This is a genomic window from Actinoallomurus acanthiterrae (assembly GCF_054775715.1).
Map to the genome: position 1 here is coordinate 8,008,199 of NZ_BAAHCO010000001.1, position 16,329 is coordinate 8,024,527.

Below are 16,329 nucleotides of genomic sequence, written 5' to 3' on the forward strand. Positions count from 1 at the left end.
ATGCGCGAGAGCCGCTAGAAGGCGGCTGTGTCGATAGGTGCGGTCCCTCGATTCGTCGTGAGCGTCGGCGGTCGCGGCGGTCAGGTTGTGGTTTCCAGGCGCAGCAGGCGCGCGGATGGCCCCGGAGCGGCCGGCGTCACGGTGAGCCGCCCGGTACGGGCATCCCATCGAGGCCGCCAGTCGGCCATAGTCGTCGGATACTCCGGATGGATGGACAGCTGACAATCCCTCAACTGCGGCAGATCCAGGTGGATGTCGGCGGGTTGACCGCCACGCCACCAGATCGCCAGGCGGCGGGTGCCGCCGGTACGCAAGCCCAGCGAGATGACCTCGTCTGACCACCCGGGCAACCCCGAGGGCCAGAAGGGCTCGGCGGCGGCGAGTTCATCGCGGATCCGCTTGTAGACCGCCACCGCGTGCTGCACGAGGTCGCGCTCGTGCGCGTTCATATGATCGAGATGGCCGGACAGGTAGAGCCGGCCCACCATTCCATTGATCATCGCGAAGACGATGGTCTCGTCCGGCATGCCCGGTTGCGGGACAGCCCAGTTGCCGGCCTGTTCTGGCGCGATCGCGGCGGGTGCGGCCGCCGCGATCGCCGCGTAGAGCCGGACGTCCTGCTGGTCGGACGTGGACTGCAGTTGCAGGCGGGACAGCATTGCGTAGTCGGCCCGCATCGCGCCGGACGCGCAGTTCTCGAAGATCACATCGGGGTGCCGGTCGAGAAGTGCGTCGAGCCATCGGAGATGCGCCCGGTTGTGCGCGAGCAGCCCCTCGCCGGGTTGCAACGCCGCGTGGTCGGTTCCCGCGCCGGGCGTGACGTTGTAGTCGAGTTTGAAGTACGCGACGCCGTAGTCGCCCACGAGGCGGTCGACTGTAGTGTCCAGGTGAGCGCGGGCCGCGGGATGGCGCAGGTCGAGCAGGTACCGGCCGTGCTCGACGACGCGCTGCCCGCTTCGGCTCAGAAACGCCTCGTCCGGCAGTTTCGCCGCGATCGGGCTGCGTACCCCGATCACCTCCGGCTCCAGCCACAGCCCGGGACGCATCCCGTTGAGCCGGATGTGCTCCAGCACAGCGCGCAGCCCGCCATCGGGAAACCGGGTGGTCGACGGCTGCCACGCCCCCACGCTGTCCCACCACCGACCGCCGTCGTCGTACCACCCCGCATCGATGCAGAAATACTCCGCGCCGGCGCTCGCGGCGGCATCGATGAGCGGCCGCAAGCGAGCACTCGTCGGATCGCCCATCAGGGTGTTCATGTAGTCGTTGAAGATGACCGGCAACGCCGCGTCGGCCGGATGGGGCCGCCGTATGGCGCGTCGCTGCGCCGTCAGGGCGGCCAGCGCCCCCTGGTATCCCTGGTCGGACACGGAAACCGAGACGGGTACGGTCGTGAACCGGGCACCGGGCGACAGCCGGGTGCTCCACTGGTGGTCACCGTCGTTGGGCCCGGACAGAATGAGCGCGAAGGCGTTCGCGTCAGTGCGCCGACCGTCCACCTCCCAGCGCCACGCCCCATTGTGCTCGATCTGCCAGGCCCACGCCCGTCCGGTCCGCTGATTGACCAGCACACCGGTCGGCAGGTACTCGCCCGAGGACCAGGTGCTCCGGCTGACCGTGATCAGCGCGCCTCGCCCGTCATGGTCGTGGAGTTCGCTGTTGATGTCGGCCAGTCCGTCGCGTCCGCGTAGGGGGATGGTCGCCCACCTGCCCTCGGCACACCAGTCCGCGCGCGCTCGCATCAGGGCCACATCGGCCGGGTCCTCACCCGCCTCGAGCAACGCCCCGGAGGCGAAGGACGAGACCATCTGCAGGATCCGCGGCTCGGTGCCATGGTTGCCGACCTCCGTCCAGGTCCGCACGGTGGACAGGTCGGCCCGGCCGCGGAAGACCGACACCGCTTCTAGCCCGGTCACCGCGTCACGCTGCCGTACGCGCATCTCCCGCCACGGGCCGTCGGCCCGCTCCTCCGAGCCGGTGTACCGCAGTCGCGAGCCGACCGCGGTGTCGCTGAACCGGGTGTTCGACAGGGCCCGCCCTTCGCCCAGCACCAGCAGCTCGACGAGGGGCTGCCGGCGGACCGGAGGATCACTGTGCGGACGGTCCGCCGTGCCGTGCAGCGCGGCCAGCCGCACCGGTGCGTCCTTCGATACCTCCAAGACCAGCCGCACCCTGCCCGGAGACCATCCGATGAACTTGCTCGCCATAACGTCCTTCCGGCGGGGACTCCAGGCAACGTGAAAACGTTTATCAAGCGAATACGCTAACTAACCACCGACGATGTCGTGATAACGCTTTCACAACATCCATGGCGAATCGACGCCTGAAGTCAGACGGACACAGCGGGCGATCAGCCCGGGGACTCGGGAGAGGACGGCGGACTACGGCTGGGGTGGCGCCGTGCTGCCGCGGACCACCAGCTTCAGAGTCGACGAGGGAGCCCGGTACGCGCCGCCGGCCAGTCGTCCGAGCAGGAAACCGACCGCCATCCGGCCCAGTTCCGCGAAGTCTTGGCCCATCGTCGTCAGCGGCGGCGTCCACATCTCCGCGAGCGGATGGTCGTCGAAGCCGACCACGCTGACATCCTCGGGCACCCGCAGCCCCTCGGCCTGGAGACCCTTGATCACCCCGAAAGCGATCTCGTCGTTGCCGCACAACACCGCGGTCACATCACGCCGCCGGGCCAGGTGCACACCCGCCTGGTAGCCCGACCGAGCCGTCCAGTCGCTCATCAACGGCTCCGGCACCGGCGCCCCGGCCGCCTCTAGCGCCTCACGCCAACCCAGCGTCCGCCCGCTCGGCCGCCCCGATCCCGGGACGGCCACATGATGCACGGTGCGGTGGCCCAGCCCAAGGAGATAGTTGGTGGCGTCCCGACCCCCCGCACGGTCGTCAAACAACGCCCGCGGCACCCGCCGCCCTTCCGCCTCGGACGACACCGCCGCCACCGGCAGCGACTTCGGCAGAATCGTCAGCGCCCGACTGCCCCTGCTGTCAAACTCCAGCGCGATCGCCCCGGCCAGCGGCTGCCCCAGCGCCAGATCCACCGCCGCCTCGATGGACTCCTCGTCGTCGGCGTCCAGAACAGTGATCGCCACGACGAGCCCCACCGCCCGGGCGGCCTCCTCGATTCCCCGGATGGTCTCGGCGTACCCATACCGCGTGGTGTCGGCGGTCAGGACGCTGACGATCGAGCGTCGGCCGGTGACCAGAGCCTGCGCAGCGGCGTTCGGCCGGTACCCCAGCTCATCGATCGCACGCAACACCTGCCGTCGCTTGTCCGCGCTGACCGGCGCCGAACCACTAAGCACCCGTGACACCGTCGGGACGGACACACCCGCCGCCCTCGCCACGTCGGCGAGAACCGGCGGCCGCCGAAATGAACGAGTGCTCACCTCGGCAAGCGTACAGACCCTGTGCCGTGCCAAAACTCATCGTCAGAGCTTTACCTGGGCTTTCACATGATCGTTAGGAGGCTCTTCGGTATTCGTGGATCAGGCCTGTGACGGTACTGCGGCGCTTGATGGCAGCCGTGAGGTCGATCGGCTGGTCGTCGGGGGGTTGCGTCCACAGACGTGGTGTACGAGAGCGACCGCCGACCGCCGACGTCGGCCCGATGCAATGCGTTGGCTGCTCAGCAGGTGCTCGGATGCCACGAAACAGCACGTCAGCTGGCGGCACGGCGCGGCACCGGAACCGTTGTAGTCGCGGACGAACCGGCATAGACCGGCACCCAGAGCACTGATCTGACACGAGAGCAGCGGACTCTTAATCCGCGCGTTCGGACTTGCGGGTAGCCGCAGCGATGTCGGCAGAGTTCCAGGTAGGAGTGCTTCTCCTCTGGTCGTGCACGGCAGGGGCGGTCATCCGGCTGTGAAGCGTCCGTCGATCGCCAGCTGACCGTCGCAAATACGCAGGTCGCGCCCGTTCCCATCAGTGTGGCTTCCCCCAGAGAACTCGGACCTGCGAGTTGATCTATAAACTCTCCCGTTGGTGCAGGTCAGCGACTTGCTCGTTGCGCCCTATCGTGATCACCTAGGCATGCAGGTGGGATTCGAACCTGCGCGCCTCGCTGCATCTTCAGGGATCCGTCATCGTCGCCCAAGCGAGTAACGGCCTGGCGCCGATCGCTGGCGACCCACTTCGACTCACGGCGCCCGGCAAGAGAAGCGCGCTTCGCGGCATGAGCGGACGCAGTCCTGCGGTGGCCGTCCGAGGCCTCGTCCCGCTCGGCACGCTAGGTGACACCTCACGTTAGGTGACACCTACGGTTTGGCCGAGGAGGTGATCGGCGGTCCGGCTGGTGCCCCGGAGTCCGGCACCCCTGCGTAGTCGGGCAGCTCGGGCCCGTTGATCGCGCGGTCGATCAGCGCGGTGAACCACTCGCCGGCGAAATCTGGGCTCGGCTCGGCGTCCGGCTGGGGGACGTCGCGGCTCTGCACGTGCAGCCGGCCGATCTCCTGGTTGGCCTCGACGAACGAGCGCATCCGCGCCTCGTAGCCGGCGAACCCAGCCTCCGGGTCCCAGCCGGCAGCGGCCAGCTCTCCGGCCAGCAGGTAGGCGCCGACCAAGGCCAGCCCGGTACCCCCTCCGGACATCGGCGACGAGCTGAACGCCGCGTCGCCGATCAGCCCCACCCGTCCGTTCGACCAGCGATCCATCACCACCTGGGCGACCTGGTCGAGGTAGAAGTCCGGGGTGTCGTCCAGGTACGCGAGGATGCGCGGGGTCAACCAGCCCAGGCTGGCCATCTGCTCACGCAGCAGGCGCTTCTGACCCTCGACGTCGCGGTAGTCGACGTGGAGATCGGTCGCGGGGAAGGAGAACATGGCCATCGCCCGGGTGGCGTCCTGGATGGGCCGCAGCATGGCGGAGCGCCCGGACTCCTGGTCCTGATACTCGATCAGCCAGCGGTCCAGCCCGAACTCGTTGGGCACGCTATAGAAGGCCAGCACGAGCCCGAGGTGGCGGACGAACCGCTCGCGCGGCCCGAAGACCGCCGCCCGCAGCGCCGAGTGCAGCCCGTCCGCCCCGACCACCAGATCGAAGCGCCGCCGATCGCCGCCCGCGAAGGCCACGTCGACCCCGTCCGCGTCCTGGGTGAGCTCGGCGATCCGGTCGCCGAAGACGTACTCGACACCGTCCCGGGTGTCGTCGTAGAGCACCTGGGACAGGTCCCCGCGCAGGATCTCGATGTCCGCGATGAACCCGTCGCCACCGTCGTCGTCGGCGCGGAAGGTCTCCAGCACGTTCCCGTCGACGTCCACGTAGTGCGCGCCGGCGGTCTCGGTGCGGGCCGCGCGCACCGCCGCATCCAGCCCCATCCGCCGGATGACCTCCTTGGCCACCCCGCGCGCGTCCACCGCCTGCCCACCGGGACGCAGCTCGGGGGCCCGCTCCACCACGGTCACCTCGGCACCCCGCCGACGCAGCCAGTGGGCCAGCGCAGGCCCCGCGATGCTCGCCCCCGCCACCAACACCCTGGTACCGCTCACTTTGTCTCCCGCTCACCCCGCCGGATCACTGTCCGGATCGATTGCTTCTGCTCTGAACCACCGCTGTCGGTATATCCAGCGGTATAGACGACGGATCCACCCAGAATTCATCGGTGCAGCCGAGATCGTGTCCACGTTCCTGCGAACACGCTGAACTCGGCAGAAGCGAGTACTGCTCAGGATCGGCACCATCACGCGGTCGGCGGCATGAGAGCGCATCGGATGTCACACGAGCGGTGGTCGGGTCGGCTCCAGCAACTCGCTGACGTTGCCGCGGTCGAGTGCCGTGATGAGCGCATCCGTGCCCCGCGACACCTTGAGCCCGACCTCCGCCGGGTGCAGCGGCACCAATGCGAGCAGGTTGATCAGAGTTCCGTCCCCGACCTCGATGGTGCGTGCCTCCGGCCGAACGTTGAGCATCGGCGTGACGACCACCCCGACGAACGGGGTACCTGGTGCATACGGCACCGCAGGATCGCCGTTAGGTACCGAATGCCACTCCCCGATCCACGTCGCGTACTCATGCGGCAACCGAGCGACCTGTTTCAGCACCCGGACCGGCCACCCCGTCCGCTCGTCATACAACGCCGTCTGCGTCAGCGGCCAGTCCCCCGGCAGGCACAGCATCAACTCCGCGTACGGGCTGATCCCCGCTCCCTCGGGCACGGTCATCGGCCGTTCACTCATTCCCGAAGTGATCAGCGTCCGATACGGCCGCTCCGCCGTGGGCCCGATCACGTAGACGTGGACCCCGACGAGATGCGAGGCCATCTCGTGCAAAACGAACTCAACCGGCCCGAAGTGCGCGGCAACGTGCCGGTCGATGGCTTCGGCGACCTCTTCCCGCTGTCCTGCCGCCGCCACGAACCCCTCGTACCGCGGCTCATGCCGCTCAATCCCAGCCCCGCGTACCTCGTCCACGACCAGGCACTCTAGAGCAGCCGACGGCCTAGAGCACCGCCTGCCCAGCTCCGCGCGCTATTCGGCAGATCAGTGGCTCCCGGCCTGCAGGCCCGTCCGGGCAACGGCGAACGCGACGGGCCGGACGGGCCAGCGGGCACATAGGTGCGCCGCCATCGCGGCATGAGCGGGTGTTCGCCCGCCGCCTTGTCACGTGGCCGCCTGCGCTAATGGGTGCTGTGGCGGTCGGTGCTGGCCAACGCCAGGGTCTTGTACGGAAGATGGGCTCCTTACGCGTCCGGGCCATAGAGGCCGGCGATGTCCTTTGAGCCGGGCCATCGGGTGTAGGTCGGCGACTGCGGCCAGTCTTCGGGTGAGTCCTGCCATTCCTCCTGCCGTCCGTACGGCAGCAGATCGATCAACGCGAAGGTGTGAGTGAGCTGTTCGGTGCCGCGGCCGTTGGTGTGCCAGGTGCGATAGACGGTGTCGCCGTCGCGGAGGAATACGTTGACGGCGAATCCGCCGCCGGGCGGTGCGCCGACGTCGGTGCCGAAGGGACTGTTCGCCGTGGAGTACCAGGTCATCTTGTTCCCGACCCGCCGCTTGTACGCGAGCGCTTCGTCGATAGGGCCCTGGGTGACGATGACGAACCGGGCGTCGTAGTTGTCCAGGAACTCCAACCGGGTGAATTGTGAGGTGAACCCGGTGCAGCCCGGACACTGCCACTGCTCGCCGGGAAACCACATGTGGTTGTAGACGATCAGCTGCGTTCTACCGTTGAAGACGTCCGCGAGCCGGGCCGGCCCCTCCTCACCCTCCAGGGTGTAGTCGGGCATCTCGACCATCGGCAGACGGCGGCGCTGCGCGGCGATCGCGTCGAGTTCCCGGGTCGCGGCCTTCTCCCGGGCGCGCAGTGCGTCGAGCCAGCGCTGCCAGGTATCGGCGTCGACGACGGGCGGTAGCGCCTTGTTGGTCATGACTTCCTCCGAGGTGTGTTCGTGTCCCCAGCATGCGGTCTGCAGATATAGACGCCGGCCGGTCGATGAACTCATCGGTGGCTGGACCGAAGTCGTGCACGGATGCCGATCGACAATCATCCATGCTCGAACACCGGCTCGGTGGCTTTGTCGCCCAGAGCGGACACCACTTATCCATGACGTCCGACACCGCCCGGTCCGGCCGTGAGGCCGTGTCGATGAGTTCGGGCACCACCCTGTCGGGCATGCGTCACAGCTGGTCGCCCCGGTTGGCTGATCGGGCTGCGCCCGCGGTGTAGGTCATGATCGACTTGTTCCCTCTCTTCGTTTGAAGGAGTGTTATGGTCTTCGACGAATTCGCCTAGCCAGGCATCTTCCACGACGGCTGGGACGACCTGGCCAGGCTCCGGGCGCTGCTGGACTCCGGGGCCGACCCCGACGGTCGGGCGTGGGGTCACCGCAGGGTGCTGCACGTCGCGGCCGAGAGGGGTTCCCCGGAGGTGGTCGCGGAACTGGCCGGGCGCGTGGCCGACATCGACGCCGAGGACCAGGGGCATAGCGCGCTGTGGGCGGCCGTCTACCACGGCCGCCCGGACAACGCGCGCGTCCTGGCCGCAGCGGGTGCGGATCCATGGCGGCCGATGATGGCGGGCTGGTCGCCCGGACGGCTGAGCCTCGCGGGTCCTACCCCGGATCTGTTCCCCGTTCCCGCAGACGAGGTCGCGCTTTCGGACGACGAGGCTGCTCTGGCCGCCACAGCCCCACGGTTGGCCGAGATCTTCGACGGCTTCTACATCGACGGCCTGGGCTTGGCGTGTGTCGCGGGCATCAGCGCGGCCGAGGCCGGACGGCGGCTCGGCGCCACGCCGTTGCCGGTCACCGAGACGGGCCCCTTCGAGGAGCCTCCGTGGCCGGGCCCCGATGAGGAGTTGGAGGTCGTCGGCGCCACCGATGTGCTGGGCGGCTGTGTCATCACCCAACCCTGGGGGTACGCGCCGAGGATGACCGGTGTCATGGCCGCACTGTCAGTCGGCACCTTCGCCTATGGGCTGTACGTCAACCCCAAGAGCGGAGACCAAGGAGACATCTTCCGCGACGGCTCCTGCGAGGGCGGGGACCTGCACCCCGCCGGCGACCCGCACCCCGACGCGACGTCCCGCGAGATCCTTGTCGACTATCTGACGCGAGGCAACGCCGTCGCCTACTGCTGCGCCTACGCGGGCCTGCGTCTTCCTGATACCCGCGCGGTCGAGGGCCCACCCGATACCTGGCTGAGGCTGCCCGAGCGCGACTGGTGGAACTGAACGATCGCGTTCAAGCGGTCGGTGCCGACCGGGTTGAACTCGCCGGAACCGCTGTCACCAGCGACACGGACTGATCACTTCCCACCCGGACCGAGCCGTCGACTGCGCGTAGCCCAGAGCGCTGCTGCTCCAGTGTCCGCATCAGGCTCAGCGACCGGGCATCAGGTCCGCTGGCTCGTTCGGCCCGGCGCCGATGGTGCCCGAACTCGCCCACATTGATCTTGCATCGACACCACCTCGTGGTTCGGATGTGAACGACAGGTGGTGCCCGTTCCCATGTGCAGAGCCAGTTCGAGCAGCGGTCGGCGAGATTCCCGATCGTGGCCATGGCGCCGCTGCCTCGGTTGTCGTGGCGTGTAGTTACGCGCGAGGGTGACGAGCGTTCAGGTCAGCGGTAGCGGAAACCATCGAGGAAGCGGCGGAAGACACCCAGCGGCAACTCGGCCGCCGACTCTGATCGCCATGCGGCTATACCTCGATAACCGTGCGGATGTGCGGACCGAATCTGTCGAGCTACGCCTAGGATGTCGACCCGCACCCGCCGGTTTCATGGCGCGCACGAATCAGGCCGTCGGCTGCGGCTCAAGCTTCGGGTCTGGACCGTAGGCGTTGTCTCCGCGGTCGCCGGGGGTGGCCATGAAGACGATGAGGATGATGGTCCCGATGATGGGGATGAGGCCGATCAGCAACCACCATCCGCTCCGCCCGGTGTCGTGCAGCCGACGGACGCCCACCGCGAGCGACGGGATAAGCACCGCGAGTCCGTAAACGAAGCCGAGGATACCGACCAGCCTCACCGCCATACCGATCAAATCAAGCACCACGGTGATGATGACGTTGAAGAGGACGAACATCCAGTATTCCGTACGGCGTGCTCGCCCGTCGAAACCTGCATAATTCCTGAGTACGGCAAGAGGCTCTGTCGCTGATCTTGTGACGTGGAAGCATCTGGTAGTTGATCGTGTTCGGAGTGCGTTTCTGGATCTTTCGACGGTGTTCTCCCGCATCTGGCCGGGATCGTGGTGGAGACGGTGGAGCGGGTGGCTGGTCTAGTCACGTTGCGCGCCCGGGTACGGGCAGCAGCTGGGGTGTGCCCGCGCTGTGGAGAGCTTTCTGATCGGGTGCACGATCGGTGACGTGGCTGTAGACGCCGACGACGCCGGGCATCCGGTGCCCCATCCGCTCGTACTTGAGGGCGTCGCACCAGCCTTTTTGCTCTTACGAGCGCCAATCCGAGACCGGAATCAGGCATGATTCCCGTCTCAGTCGTCACGAGTTCGTTCGGTGCTTCCGCACGGAACATCTGAATTGGAGCAAAGCGTCCAATCTCGTTGGAACCGGCTCATCGCGGAAGTAGCCGAGCGCCGGATCGACCGGCAGCGCGCCGTCCGGCGAGCACCGATGCCCAGTGCCGGCCTACCTCCCGCAGCAACCGCTCGTCTTCCAGGCTCAGCGGGTGGCTCAGCATGATGGTCGGCTGCTCCTCCGGGCGGCACCCAGTTCCCTGGTTCTCCGCCTCCCTGCTCCTCGCGTACTGCCATCGACGCGGCCGAAGCCACCCATGCGTCGCGCGGTCACCGTCCGGCGGGCCGGCCGGTCACCGTCGCGCGGCTGAGTTCCCTGAGCCGCTCGGCGTCAGCGATCAGCCCGCACACCATGTCGCGAGTGTCCGCAGCACCCGCCGGCTCCGCCGAAGGTGCATCGGGGGCGATGTGGCCGACGAGTCCGGCCCGGCGCCGGCCGGGCGGCTCCGGCGAGCGTTGATCGCGGATGCCGACCTCGGCCTGTGGCGTTGCCGAACCCGGGCCGGGAAAGGCGAGGACCTCGTCGGCGCCCTGGTCAAGATGGTCGGCGACTTTGCGCGCGGCCGTAGCGATGGGACCGACCGGGACGGCGGCGAAGGACGCCGGTGACGTCAGGCGATCTCGTAGCCGCCGCGCGGCTCTGCCCGTCTCACCAATGCGCGCGATCTGTTCGTCGGGCGACGCAGCCTTCCGCCTGAGCCTGGTGCCGGCCGCTTCGAGCGTCGCGGCGACCGACGCCGCTTTCCGGTCCGCGCCGCGGATCCGGGCCTCGCGGCCCCTGGACGGTTCGGCGACCGCACGCGCGAGAACGGCATGGGTGTGCAACAGCCGGGCCAACCGCTCGGCTATCCGCCGCTGGATCCCGGCCGGGAACAGCAGCTGTGCGAAGAGCAGCGCGAGCAGGGCGCCCACGAGACTGAGGACGATGCGCAGGATCCCGGCCCGCCAGTTCAGCGGCGCGGTGAAGTCGATGAGGAGCATGGTCATCGGCGTGCCGAGCGTGATCCAATAGCCCGTGTTCACCGGTTTGAGCGTGAACCCCAGCGCGCCGCTGATGAAGATCAGAGCGAGGAGGGTGATCCGCCCAGGCGCGAGCGCCAGGGCAACGGCGGCGGCCGCGGCGCCGACCGTGGTTCCGACGGCCTGCTGCAGGACCATCCGCACCGTGTCGGTGTACGAGTCGCGCAGGCTGAACAGCACGGTGAGAATCAGCCAGTGCGGGTGAGACAGGTGCAGTTCGACGGCCAGGATCATGGTCAGCGCCAGCGCCGTACCCACGCGTGCGGCATGCCGGAACCGGGGTGACCGGGTCCTGACCGCTTCGACGCACCGGGCCCACCAGGCACGGATCCCGGGCAGTCGTCGCCCGGCGATGCGCCGCTCTTGCGCTAGGACCCGGCACACCGTGTCGGCCGACGCGTTCATCCGGCCGATGATCCAGTCGGCGTGGAGGCGCAGCGCGACGGTGGGCAGGCCGGCCCGCCCGGCGATGCCCAGGCTGTCGTGTTCGCCCAAACGGCCCATCGGGACCGAGCCCGCCGCCACAGTGTCGGGCGGCACGTCCGTATCCGTCTCGATCGCCATGCCGAGCGTGCGCAGCCGGACGGCGACGGCGGTGAGAGCTGCCCCGAATTCGGAGTGCCACTCCGTTGGATACGGTCGGCTTTCCAGGCGCAGCGTGCCCAGGACGGCTGCCTCGTCCATCACCTGGTCGATCGCCGCAATGATCCGAGCCGGTCGCCGCTGTTCCTCGAAGCCGCCCGAGCGGTAAAGGCCGTAGGCGATCCGGGCGGAGTGAAGGTCCGAACGCGCCGTGGCGCGCCGGCGAGACCATTCGCCCGGGTCCAGGTCATGGCCCGCCAGCTCATCGAGCATGTCGGCGACCGAACCTGCGGCGGCGGCGATACCAGCGCGCACCGGGCGGAGCCTCTGTGCGACCCACGGCGCCAGCAGCAGCACACAGATCCACACACCGCCCAGCGTCTCCAGCAGTCCGTTGTACAGCACCGGGCTGGTCGCCGGTCGCAGCGCCGCGACCAGCGTGCACAGCGCCGCCATCGGTCCCAGCTCGGGAATCGCCGCGCCGAGCGCTGCGACCGCGGATGTGACCACCACCATCAGCCAGTCATGGCCGCTGACCAGGCCGCCGAGCCAGGAGGACAGTGTCACGACGGCGACCCTGATGATCATCGAGCGGGCACGGGCGCCCTGGGGCCCTTGCGGCGCGATGACTCCGACGTAGAAGGCCCCCAGGGCGACGAGCTGGCTCTCGGCGACGTGCCCGGTGATCAGGCCCGCCACCAGCGGGACACACACGCCGGCCGCGGTCACCAGCCCGTAGACCGGCGCCGCGCCGCCCTCGAACGTGGCGAACGCCCGGCGCAGCCACAACAGCGATGACCGCACGGCCTGCTCCCCCCTGGCGACGTGGCGGCGGTCTCCGCCTCCTTACCCCACGTCGTTCACGACTACCCACCGCGATGCACGGAGCTACGGTCGGCTAAGGCACTGGGCCCGGGGGCCGGGGGCCGGGGAATGAAGCGGCTATTAGGCCCCTAGCCGACCGAAATGCTCGGCCGGCTGAGGGCCGGTCACATCAGCCCTTACGTTCAAGCCGGGCCCGCGTACATCACCGGCTTCATCGAAGCGCTCCTCGCGCCGGACCCGAACCGGCAACACCTCGTGTCGGCGTGCGTCTCTGCAGCGCAGAGCCAAGTACGGCTAAGCATGGAGTTCATGGCTCGGCCTGGGCGGGACGCCACAAGAGGTGGGACCCGATCAGAAGGGGTCCAGGGCGAAGGGGATCTCCAGCAAAGGGAGCCGTGCTGTGCTGGTCCAAGGTGGCACTCGGATATAACGAACGTCCCTTCGGGCCGCTTGGGCAGGCCATCGCGACCGTACCGGCGCTGACCAGGCCGATCGCCGACGACCTGGCCGGGCAGAGGAATTGGCCGAGGCCGTCGCCGACGACGTGGTCTCCCAGGTGGCGTTGACGGGGCGCTACGCGCCCGCCGTTCGGACCTATCTCGGCACGCAGGTCAGGCGGCCGCGGCCGGTCGGCGGCACCGCCCGCCTGATCTCCGCGGCGCCGGCCTCGGACGCGCTGGCGTGGCGGGCCGGCGGGGCGTGCTCATGAACGTGGGGGTGGACGTTCGGCGCCGCCGAGAAAGGCGCACCACATCCCTACGCCTGATCGGGCTCGCACATGCCCTGGCTCATTCCTCGCGCCGCACGACGATCGGGCCGTTGGCGCGAACCGCGTTCCCCGCGGTCACGACGCGATGCCCGGATCTGCGCGCCGCCGCCCGTCGCCCGCCGCCCGCCGCCAAGGCTCGAACGACCGCTCTCCGGGGAAGGACCGCGACCATGAGCCCCGCGTCCCTGTTCATCGTCGGCCTTGCCGTCGCGGTGGTGGTGCTGCTCTCCCGCACGCTGTCCGCCCGGGCGGGGATCCCCGAGGCCATCCTGCTGGTGATCCTCGGCGCTGCGGTCGGCTTCCTGCCCGGCATGCCCGAGACCCGGCTCCCGGCGCAGCTCGTGCTGCTCGGCTTCCTGCCCCCGCTCGTCTACCATGCGGCGTTCTTCACCGCGCCGAGGGAGGCGAAGGCGGACGCGGTGCCGATCATCACGCTCGCCGTCGGGCTGACGCTGGTGACCACCGTCGCCGCCGGGTCGGCGGCGTGGTGGACGATGCCCGCGATGGGCTGGGCGGCGGCCATCGCCCTCGGCGCCGCCGTCGCTCCGACCGACCCGGTCGCGGCGACCTCGATCATGAAACGGCTGGCCACGCCGATCCGAATCGTGACCATCGTCGAGGGTGAGAGCCTCATCAACGATGGCGTCGCGCTGACCGCGTTCGGGCTCGCCGTCGAAGCGCTGAGGGGGCCGTTCTCCTTCGGCCACGGTGCCGTCCGTCTGGCCGAGGTGGTCGTCGGCGGCATCGCGTACGGCCTCGTGGTGGGCCTCGTCAGCGCCCGTGTCCGCCGCCGGATCCGCGATGCCGGCAGCCAGATCATCATGTCATTGCTGACGCCGTACCTTGCGTTCGTCCCGGCCGACCGGCTTGGCCTGTCCGGGGTCCTCGCCACCGTCGCCGCGGGCTTCTACCTCGGCACCCGCGGCGAGGGCATGCTGCAGCCCGCGTCCCGGCTGACCGGACAGGTGTTCTGGCGAGTGCTGGTGTTCATGCTGGAGTCGGCCCTGTTCGTACTGCTGGGCCTGCAGACCCGTGCGCTGTTCCGTGAGCTGGCCGGCCTGCCCTGGTCACGGACCGTCATCGGCACGATGGTCGTCGCGGCCGTCGTCGTGGTCCTGCGGCTGGTGTGGACGCTGCTCGTGTTCCCGCTCTCGCGGTACCTGCCGGGGCGGCACTTCGCCTTCGACCACCTGCCGTGGCGCGAGCGGCTCGTCATCGGGTGGAGCGGCATGCGCGGCGCCACCACCCTGGCGATCGTGCTGTCCCTGCCGACGGCCGCGCGCGATCTGCCGCCGGAGATCCGCAGCGAGCAGATCTCCGTGGCTGCCGCGATCGTGTTCATCACCCTGATCGGACAGTCCGTGACGTTGCCGGCTCTGCTGCGCCGGCTCGGCCTCGCCGAGTCGGACCGCGTCCGGATCCAGACGCGCGATGCCCGCCGGGAGATGCTGGAGACCGCGCTGGCGCGGCTCGACGAGCTCATCGAAGCCGGCGCGGTGGACGAGCGCACCGCCCGGGCCTATCGCCAGATCTATGAGGACCGGATCGACCGGATCCGGGCCGAGCTCGACGAGGAGGAAGAGGAGGTCACCGACGCCGTCGGCCTGCGCCGCGAACTGGTGCGGACGCAACGCGAGAGACTCCGGCGGCTGTACCACAAGGGCAGGATCAGCGCGGAGGTCATGCGGGCCGTGGACCGCTGGCTCGACCTCGACGATCCCGACGTCCGCGACATCCGCGACGTCGAATGATCGGCGGGGCACGCCCGGGCCGCCGACCGCGGCCACCCCGCCGCGACCAGGCCGCCCCGGCACCGGGCCAGGCCCCTCCCCTATGTCCGGCTCACGACGGCCGACAGGTGGGGGTCGGACGCGCGGCGCTGTTCGTCGGTGGTGGTGACGCGAAGGCGGGCTCGTCGCTGTCCAGCCGCGCGGGCGGGCTGTCGCGATGCCCCTCGGGGATCACGGCGACCCCCATGGCGCCGCAGTTCGGGCAGGTGACCTCGCCTCCGGTGGGCGGCTGCACCGGCACGCCGTCCAGCCGGTAGAACGCGAACACCGCGCCGACGTCATCGCTCACGTACTGCACGTCGTCGTCGGCGGTCCAGTCACGGCCGCAGCGCCCGCACACGAACCTGTAGCGCTCGACCGCGACGTCGACCAGCATGGTCATCGCAACCTCCGGGTTCATCTCAGATCATGCTCAGGGGATCGCGGACGACGACGCTCTGCGGTCACCCCTGACGGCCTCGCGGTAGACATCATCCGGTTCGAGGCGCCGCAGTTCCTCGGCGATCAGTTCGGCCTCACCGCGCCGACGCAGCACCACCTGCCGGTCGGGCTCGCCGGACAAGGTCGCCCCCCTCCCATCCGGGCGCGTCACCGCGATCGCGCCGGACTCCGTGGACAGCCGGACAGTGGTGATCCGGGCCCACGCGAGAACGACAGCTCGCACGACACGCCGAGGCGTCCGGCCGGCCACGCGCCCAGCAGCGAACGCCACGGGGTGAGACGCGTCCAGGACAGGTCGGTGTCCCAGGCAGGTATGTATCCCTCGCCCAGCCGCTCGAGGGCGCCGAAAGGATCGGCGTTCCCAGCGGCGTCGGTGACGAGCCGCTCCGGAGCGAACCCGGGCCACCAGGTGACGAACGGAGTGCCGAGCACCAGCAGGGGCAGCACCACCGATTCGGCGTGCCGCACCAGCAGGCCGTACAACCGCAACAGCAAGGTCTCGCCCGGCCCGGGATCGCCCACGTGGATCTCCGCGTCCATCCGGGTCGCCACGTACCTGCCGCGCGGGATGACCACGATGATCCGGCTGGGGTGTTCCCTCGACGCCTCGGCCGATGCCCGCAGCGCGTCGTACTGGCCGGCCTCGGTCGTGACGATCATCAGGGTGAGCACCTTGCCTACGGCCGGACCGCACATCCGCGCCGCGGTCAGCGCGTGCTCGCTCGATGCTGCGGGTCGTCGTGTCAACCAGATCGATGATCATTTTCGACCTTCGCGCGGAAACCTCCGCGTGGAAACTCGCGGCCACAGGACGCCGCCCTGCGGGGTAGACAACCAGATCGACGGTTCCCTACGGCCCCGGCTCGCGCCGTGACACCGGACAGTTCCCATCTCACCACGGCGCATCTCTGGCCCGGGAACA

Annotated in this window: 14 protein-coding genes; 4 read left to right on the forward strand and 10 right to left on the reverse strand. The window is 69.2% G+C overall.

Annotated features, from left to right (window positions below; translation table 11 throughout):
• Nucleotides 1-80: 80 nt before the first annotated feature.
• The 4 genes from ACYVF7_RS37795 to ACYVF7_RS37810 all read right to left on the reverse strand — a co-directional run bounded on the left by ACYVF7_RS37795 (nucleotide 81) and on the right by ACYVF7_RS37810 (nucleotide 6,266).
• Nucleotides 81-2,207, reverse strand: a complete 2,127-nt coding sequence (locus ACYVF7_RS37795) for a glycoside hydrolase family 36 protein (RefSeq protein ID WP_460350177.1) — start codon at nucleotides 2,205-2,207, stop codon at nucleotides 81-83.
• A gap of 174 nt (nucleotides 2,208-2,381) precedes the next feature.
• Nucleotides 2,382-3,395 carry a LacI family DNA-binding transcriptional regulator gene (locus ACYVF7_RS37800; protein ID WP_460350179.1) on the reverse strand — a complete coding sequence of 338 codons (1,014 nt, stop codon included), beginning with the start codon at nucleotides 3,393-3,395 and terminating at the stop codon, nucleotides 2,382-2,384.
• Between the two features lie 870 nt (nucleotides 3,396-4,265).
• Complete coding sequence (locus ACYVF7_RS37805; RefSeq protein ID WP_460350181.1) at nucleotides 4,266-5,495, reverse strand: FAD-dependent monooxygenase; 1,230 nt, start codon at nucleotides 5,493-5,495, stop codon at nucleotides 4,266-4,268.
• Nucleotides 5,496-5,720: 225 nt separating this feature from the next.
• Nucleotides 5,721-6,266, reverse strand: a complete 546-nt coding sequence (locus tag ACYVF7_RS37810; RefSeq protein ID WP_460350183.1) for a suppressor of fused domain protein — start codon at nucleotides 6,264-6,266, stop codon at nucleotides 5,721-5,723.
• On the opposite strand from ACYVF7_RS37810, the gene ACYVF7_RS37815 reads away from it, so the two are divergent.
• Nucleotides 6,240-6,431 (forward strand): hypothetical protein, encoded by a 192-nt coding sequence (locus tag ACYVF7_RS37815; RefSeq protein WP_460358654.1) that lies wholly within the window; start codon nucleotides 6,240-6,242, stop codon nucleotides 6,429-6,431. The two genes, ACYVF7_RS37810 and ACYVF7_RS37815, sit on opposite strands and share 27 nt — an antisense overlap.
• A 254-nt stretch (nucleotides 6,432-6,685) precedes the next feature.
• Here ACYVF7_RS37815 and ACYVF7_RS37820 read toward each other — a convergent pair whose 3' ends face one another.
• Nucleotides 6,686-7,372 (reverse strand): DUF899 domain-containing protein, encoded by a 687-nt coding sequence (locus ACYVF7_RS37820; RefSeq protein ID WP_460350186.1) that lies wholly within the window; start codon nucleotides 7,370-7,372, stop codon nucleotides 6,686-6,688.
• Between the two features lie 395 nt (nucleotides 7,373-7,767).
• Between ACYVF7_RS37820 and ACYVF7_RS37825 the strand changes: the two genes are divergently transcribed.
• Nucleotides 7,768-8,676, forward strand: coding sequence for an ankyrin repeat domain-containing protein (locus ACYVF7_RS37825; RefSeq protein ID WP_460358340.1), 909 nt, complete (start codon nucleotides 7,768-7,770; stop codon nucleotides 8,674-8,676).
• A gap of 563 nt (nucleotides 8,677-9,239) precedes the next feature.
• Here ACYVF7_RS37825 and ACYVF7_RS37830 read toward each other — a convergent pair.
• On the reverse strand, nucleotides 9,240-9,683 hold the full coding sequence (locus ACYVF7_RS37830) for a DUF805 domain-containing protein (protein WP_460350188.1): 444 nt from the start codon (nucleotides 9,681-9,683) through the stop codon (nucleotides 9,240-9,242).
• Nucleotides 9,684-10,250: 567 nt separating this feature from the next.
• Complete coding sequence (locus ACYVF7_RS37835) at nucleotides 10,251-12,386, reverse strand: FUSC family protein (RefSeq protein WP_460350190.1); 2,136 nt, start codon at nucleotides 12,384-12,386, stop codon at nucleotides 10,251-10,253.
• A 541-nt stretch (nucleotides 12,387-12,927) separates the two neighbouring features.
• Here ACYVF7_RS37835 and ACYVF7_RS37840 point away from each other — a divergent pair.
• Nucleotides 12,928-13,116, forward strand: a complete 189-nt coding sequence (locus ACYVF7_RS37840) for a hypothetical protein (RefSeq protein ID WP_460350192.1) — start codon at nucleotides 12,928-12,930, stop codon at nucleotides 13,114-13,116.
• A 230-nt stretch (nucleotides 13,117-13,346) separates the two neighbouring features.
• The gene (locus tag ACYVF7_RS37845) at nucleotides 13,347-14,927 is read left to right on the forward strand and encodes a Na+/H+ antiporter (protein ID WP_460350193.1); all 1,581 of its coding nucleotides are present in this window, start codon (nucleotides 13,347-13,349) and stop codon (nucleotides 14,925-14,927) included.
• 91 nt (nucleotides 14,928-15,018) lie between these two features.
• Here the strand turns inward: ACYVF7_RS37845 and ACYVF7_RS37850 are convergent, their stop codons facing one another.
• Genes ACYVF7_RS37850 through ACYVF7_RS37860 form a run of 3 tightly spaced genes read right to left on the reverse strand, consistent with a single transcriptional unit; the run spans nucleotide 15,019 to nucleotide 16,154 of the window.
• The gene (locus ACYVF7_RS37850) at nucleotides 15,019-15,366 is read right to left on the reverse strand and encodes a hypothetical protein (protein ID WP_460350195.1); all 348 of its coding nucleotides are present in this window, start codon (nucleotides 15,364-15,366) and stop codon (nucleotides 15,019-15,021) included.
• 12 nt (nucleotides 15,367-15,378) lie between these two features.
• Nucleotides 15,379-15,657 (reverse strand): OpcA/G6PD domain-containing protein, encoded by a 279-nt coding sequence (locus tag ACYVF7_RS37855; protein ID WP_460350197.1) that lies wholly within the window; start codon nucleotides 15,655-15,657, stop codon nucleotides 15,379-15,381.
• Nucleotides 15,555-16,154 (reverse strand): glucose-6-phosphate dehydrogenase assembly protein OpcA, encoded by a 600-nt coding sequence (locus ACYVF7_RS37860; RefSeq protein ID WP_460350199.1) that lies wholly within the window; start codon nucleotides 16,152-16,154, stop codon nucleotides 15,555-15,557. The genes ACYVF7_RS37855 and ACYVF7_RS37860 overlap by 103 nt, the downstream gene beginning before the upstream one ends.
• Nucleotides 16,155-16,329: the final 175 nt, after the last annotated feature.

Excerpts from the sequence above, each read along its gene's own strand:
- ACYVF7_RS37850 (WP_460350195.1), bottom strand. The coding sequence starts at position 15,366 with ATGAACCCGGAGGTTGCGATGACCATGCTGGTCGACGTCGCGGTCGAG.
- ACYVF7_RS37795 (WP_460350177.1), bottom strand. The coding sequence starts at position 2,207 with ATGGCGAGCAAGTTCATCGGATGGTCTCCGGGCAGGGTGCGGCTGGTC.
- ACYVF7_RS37830 (WP_460350188.1), bottom strand. The coding sequence starts at position 9,683 with ATGCGGGAGAACACCGTCGAAAGATCCAGAAACGCACTCCGAACACGA.
- ACYVF7_RS37820 (WP_460350186.1), bottom strand. The coding sequence starts at position 7,372 with ATGACCAACAAGGCGCTACCGCCCGTCGTCGACGCCGATACCTGGCAG.
- ACYVF7_RS37810 (WP_460350183.1), bottom strand. The coding sequence starts at position 6,266 with ATGGCCTCGCATCTCGTCGGGGTCCACGTCTACGTGATCGGGCCCACG.
- ACYVF7_RS37845 (WP_460350193.1), top strand. The coding sequence starts at position 13,347 with ATGAGCCCCGCGTCCCTGTTCATCGTCGGCCTTGCCGTCGCGGTGGTG.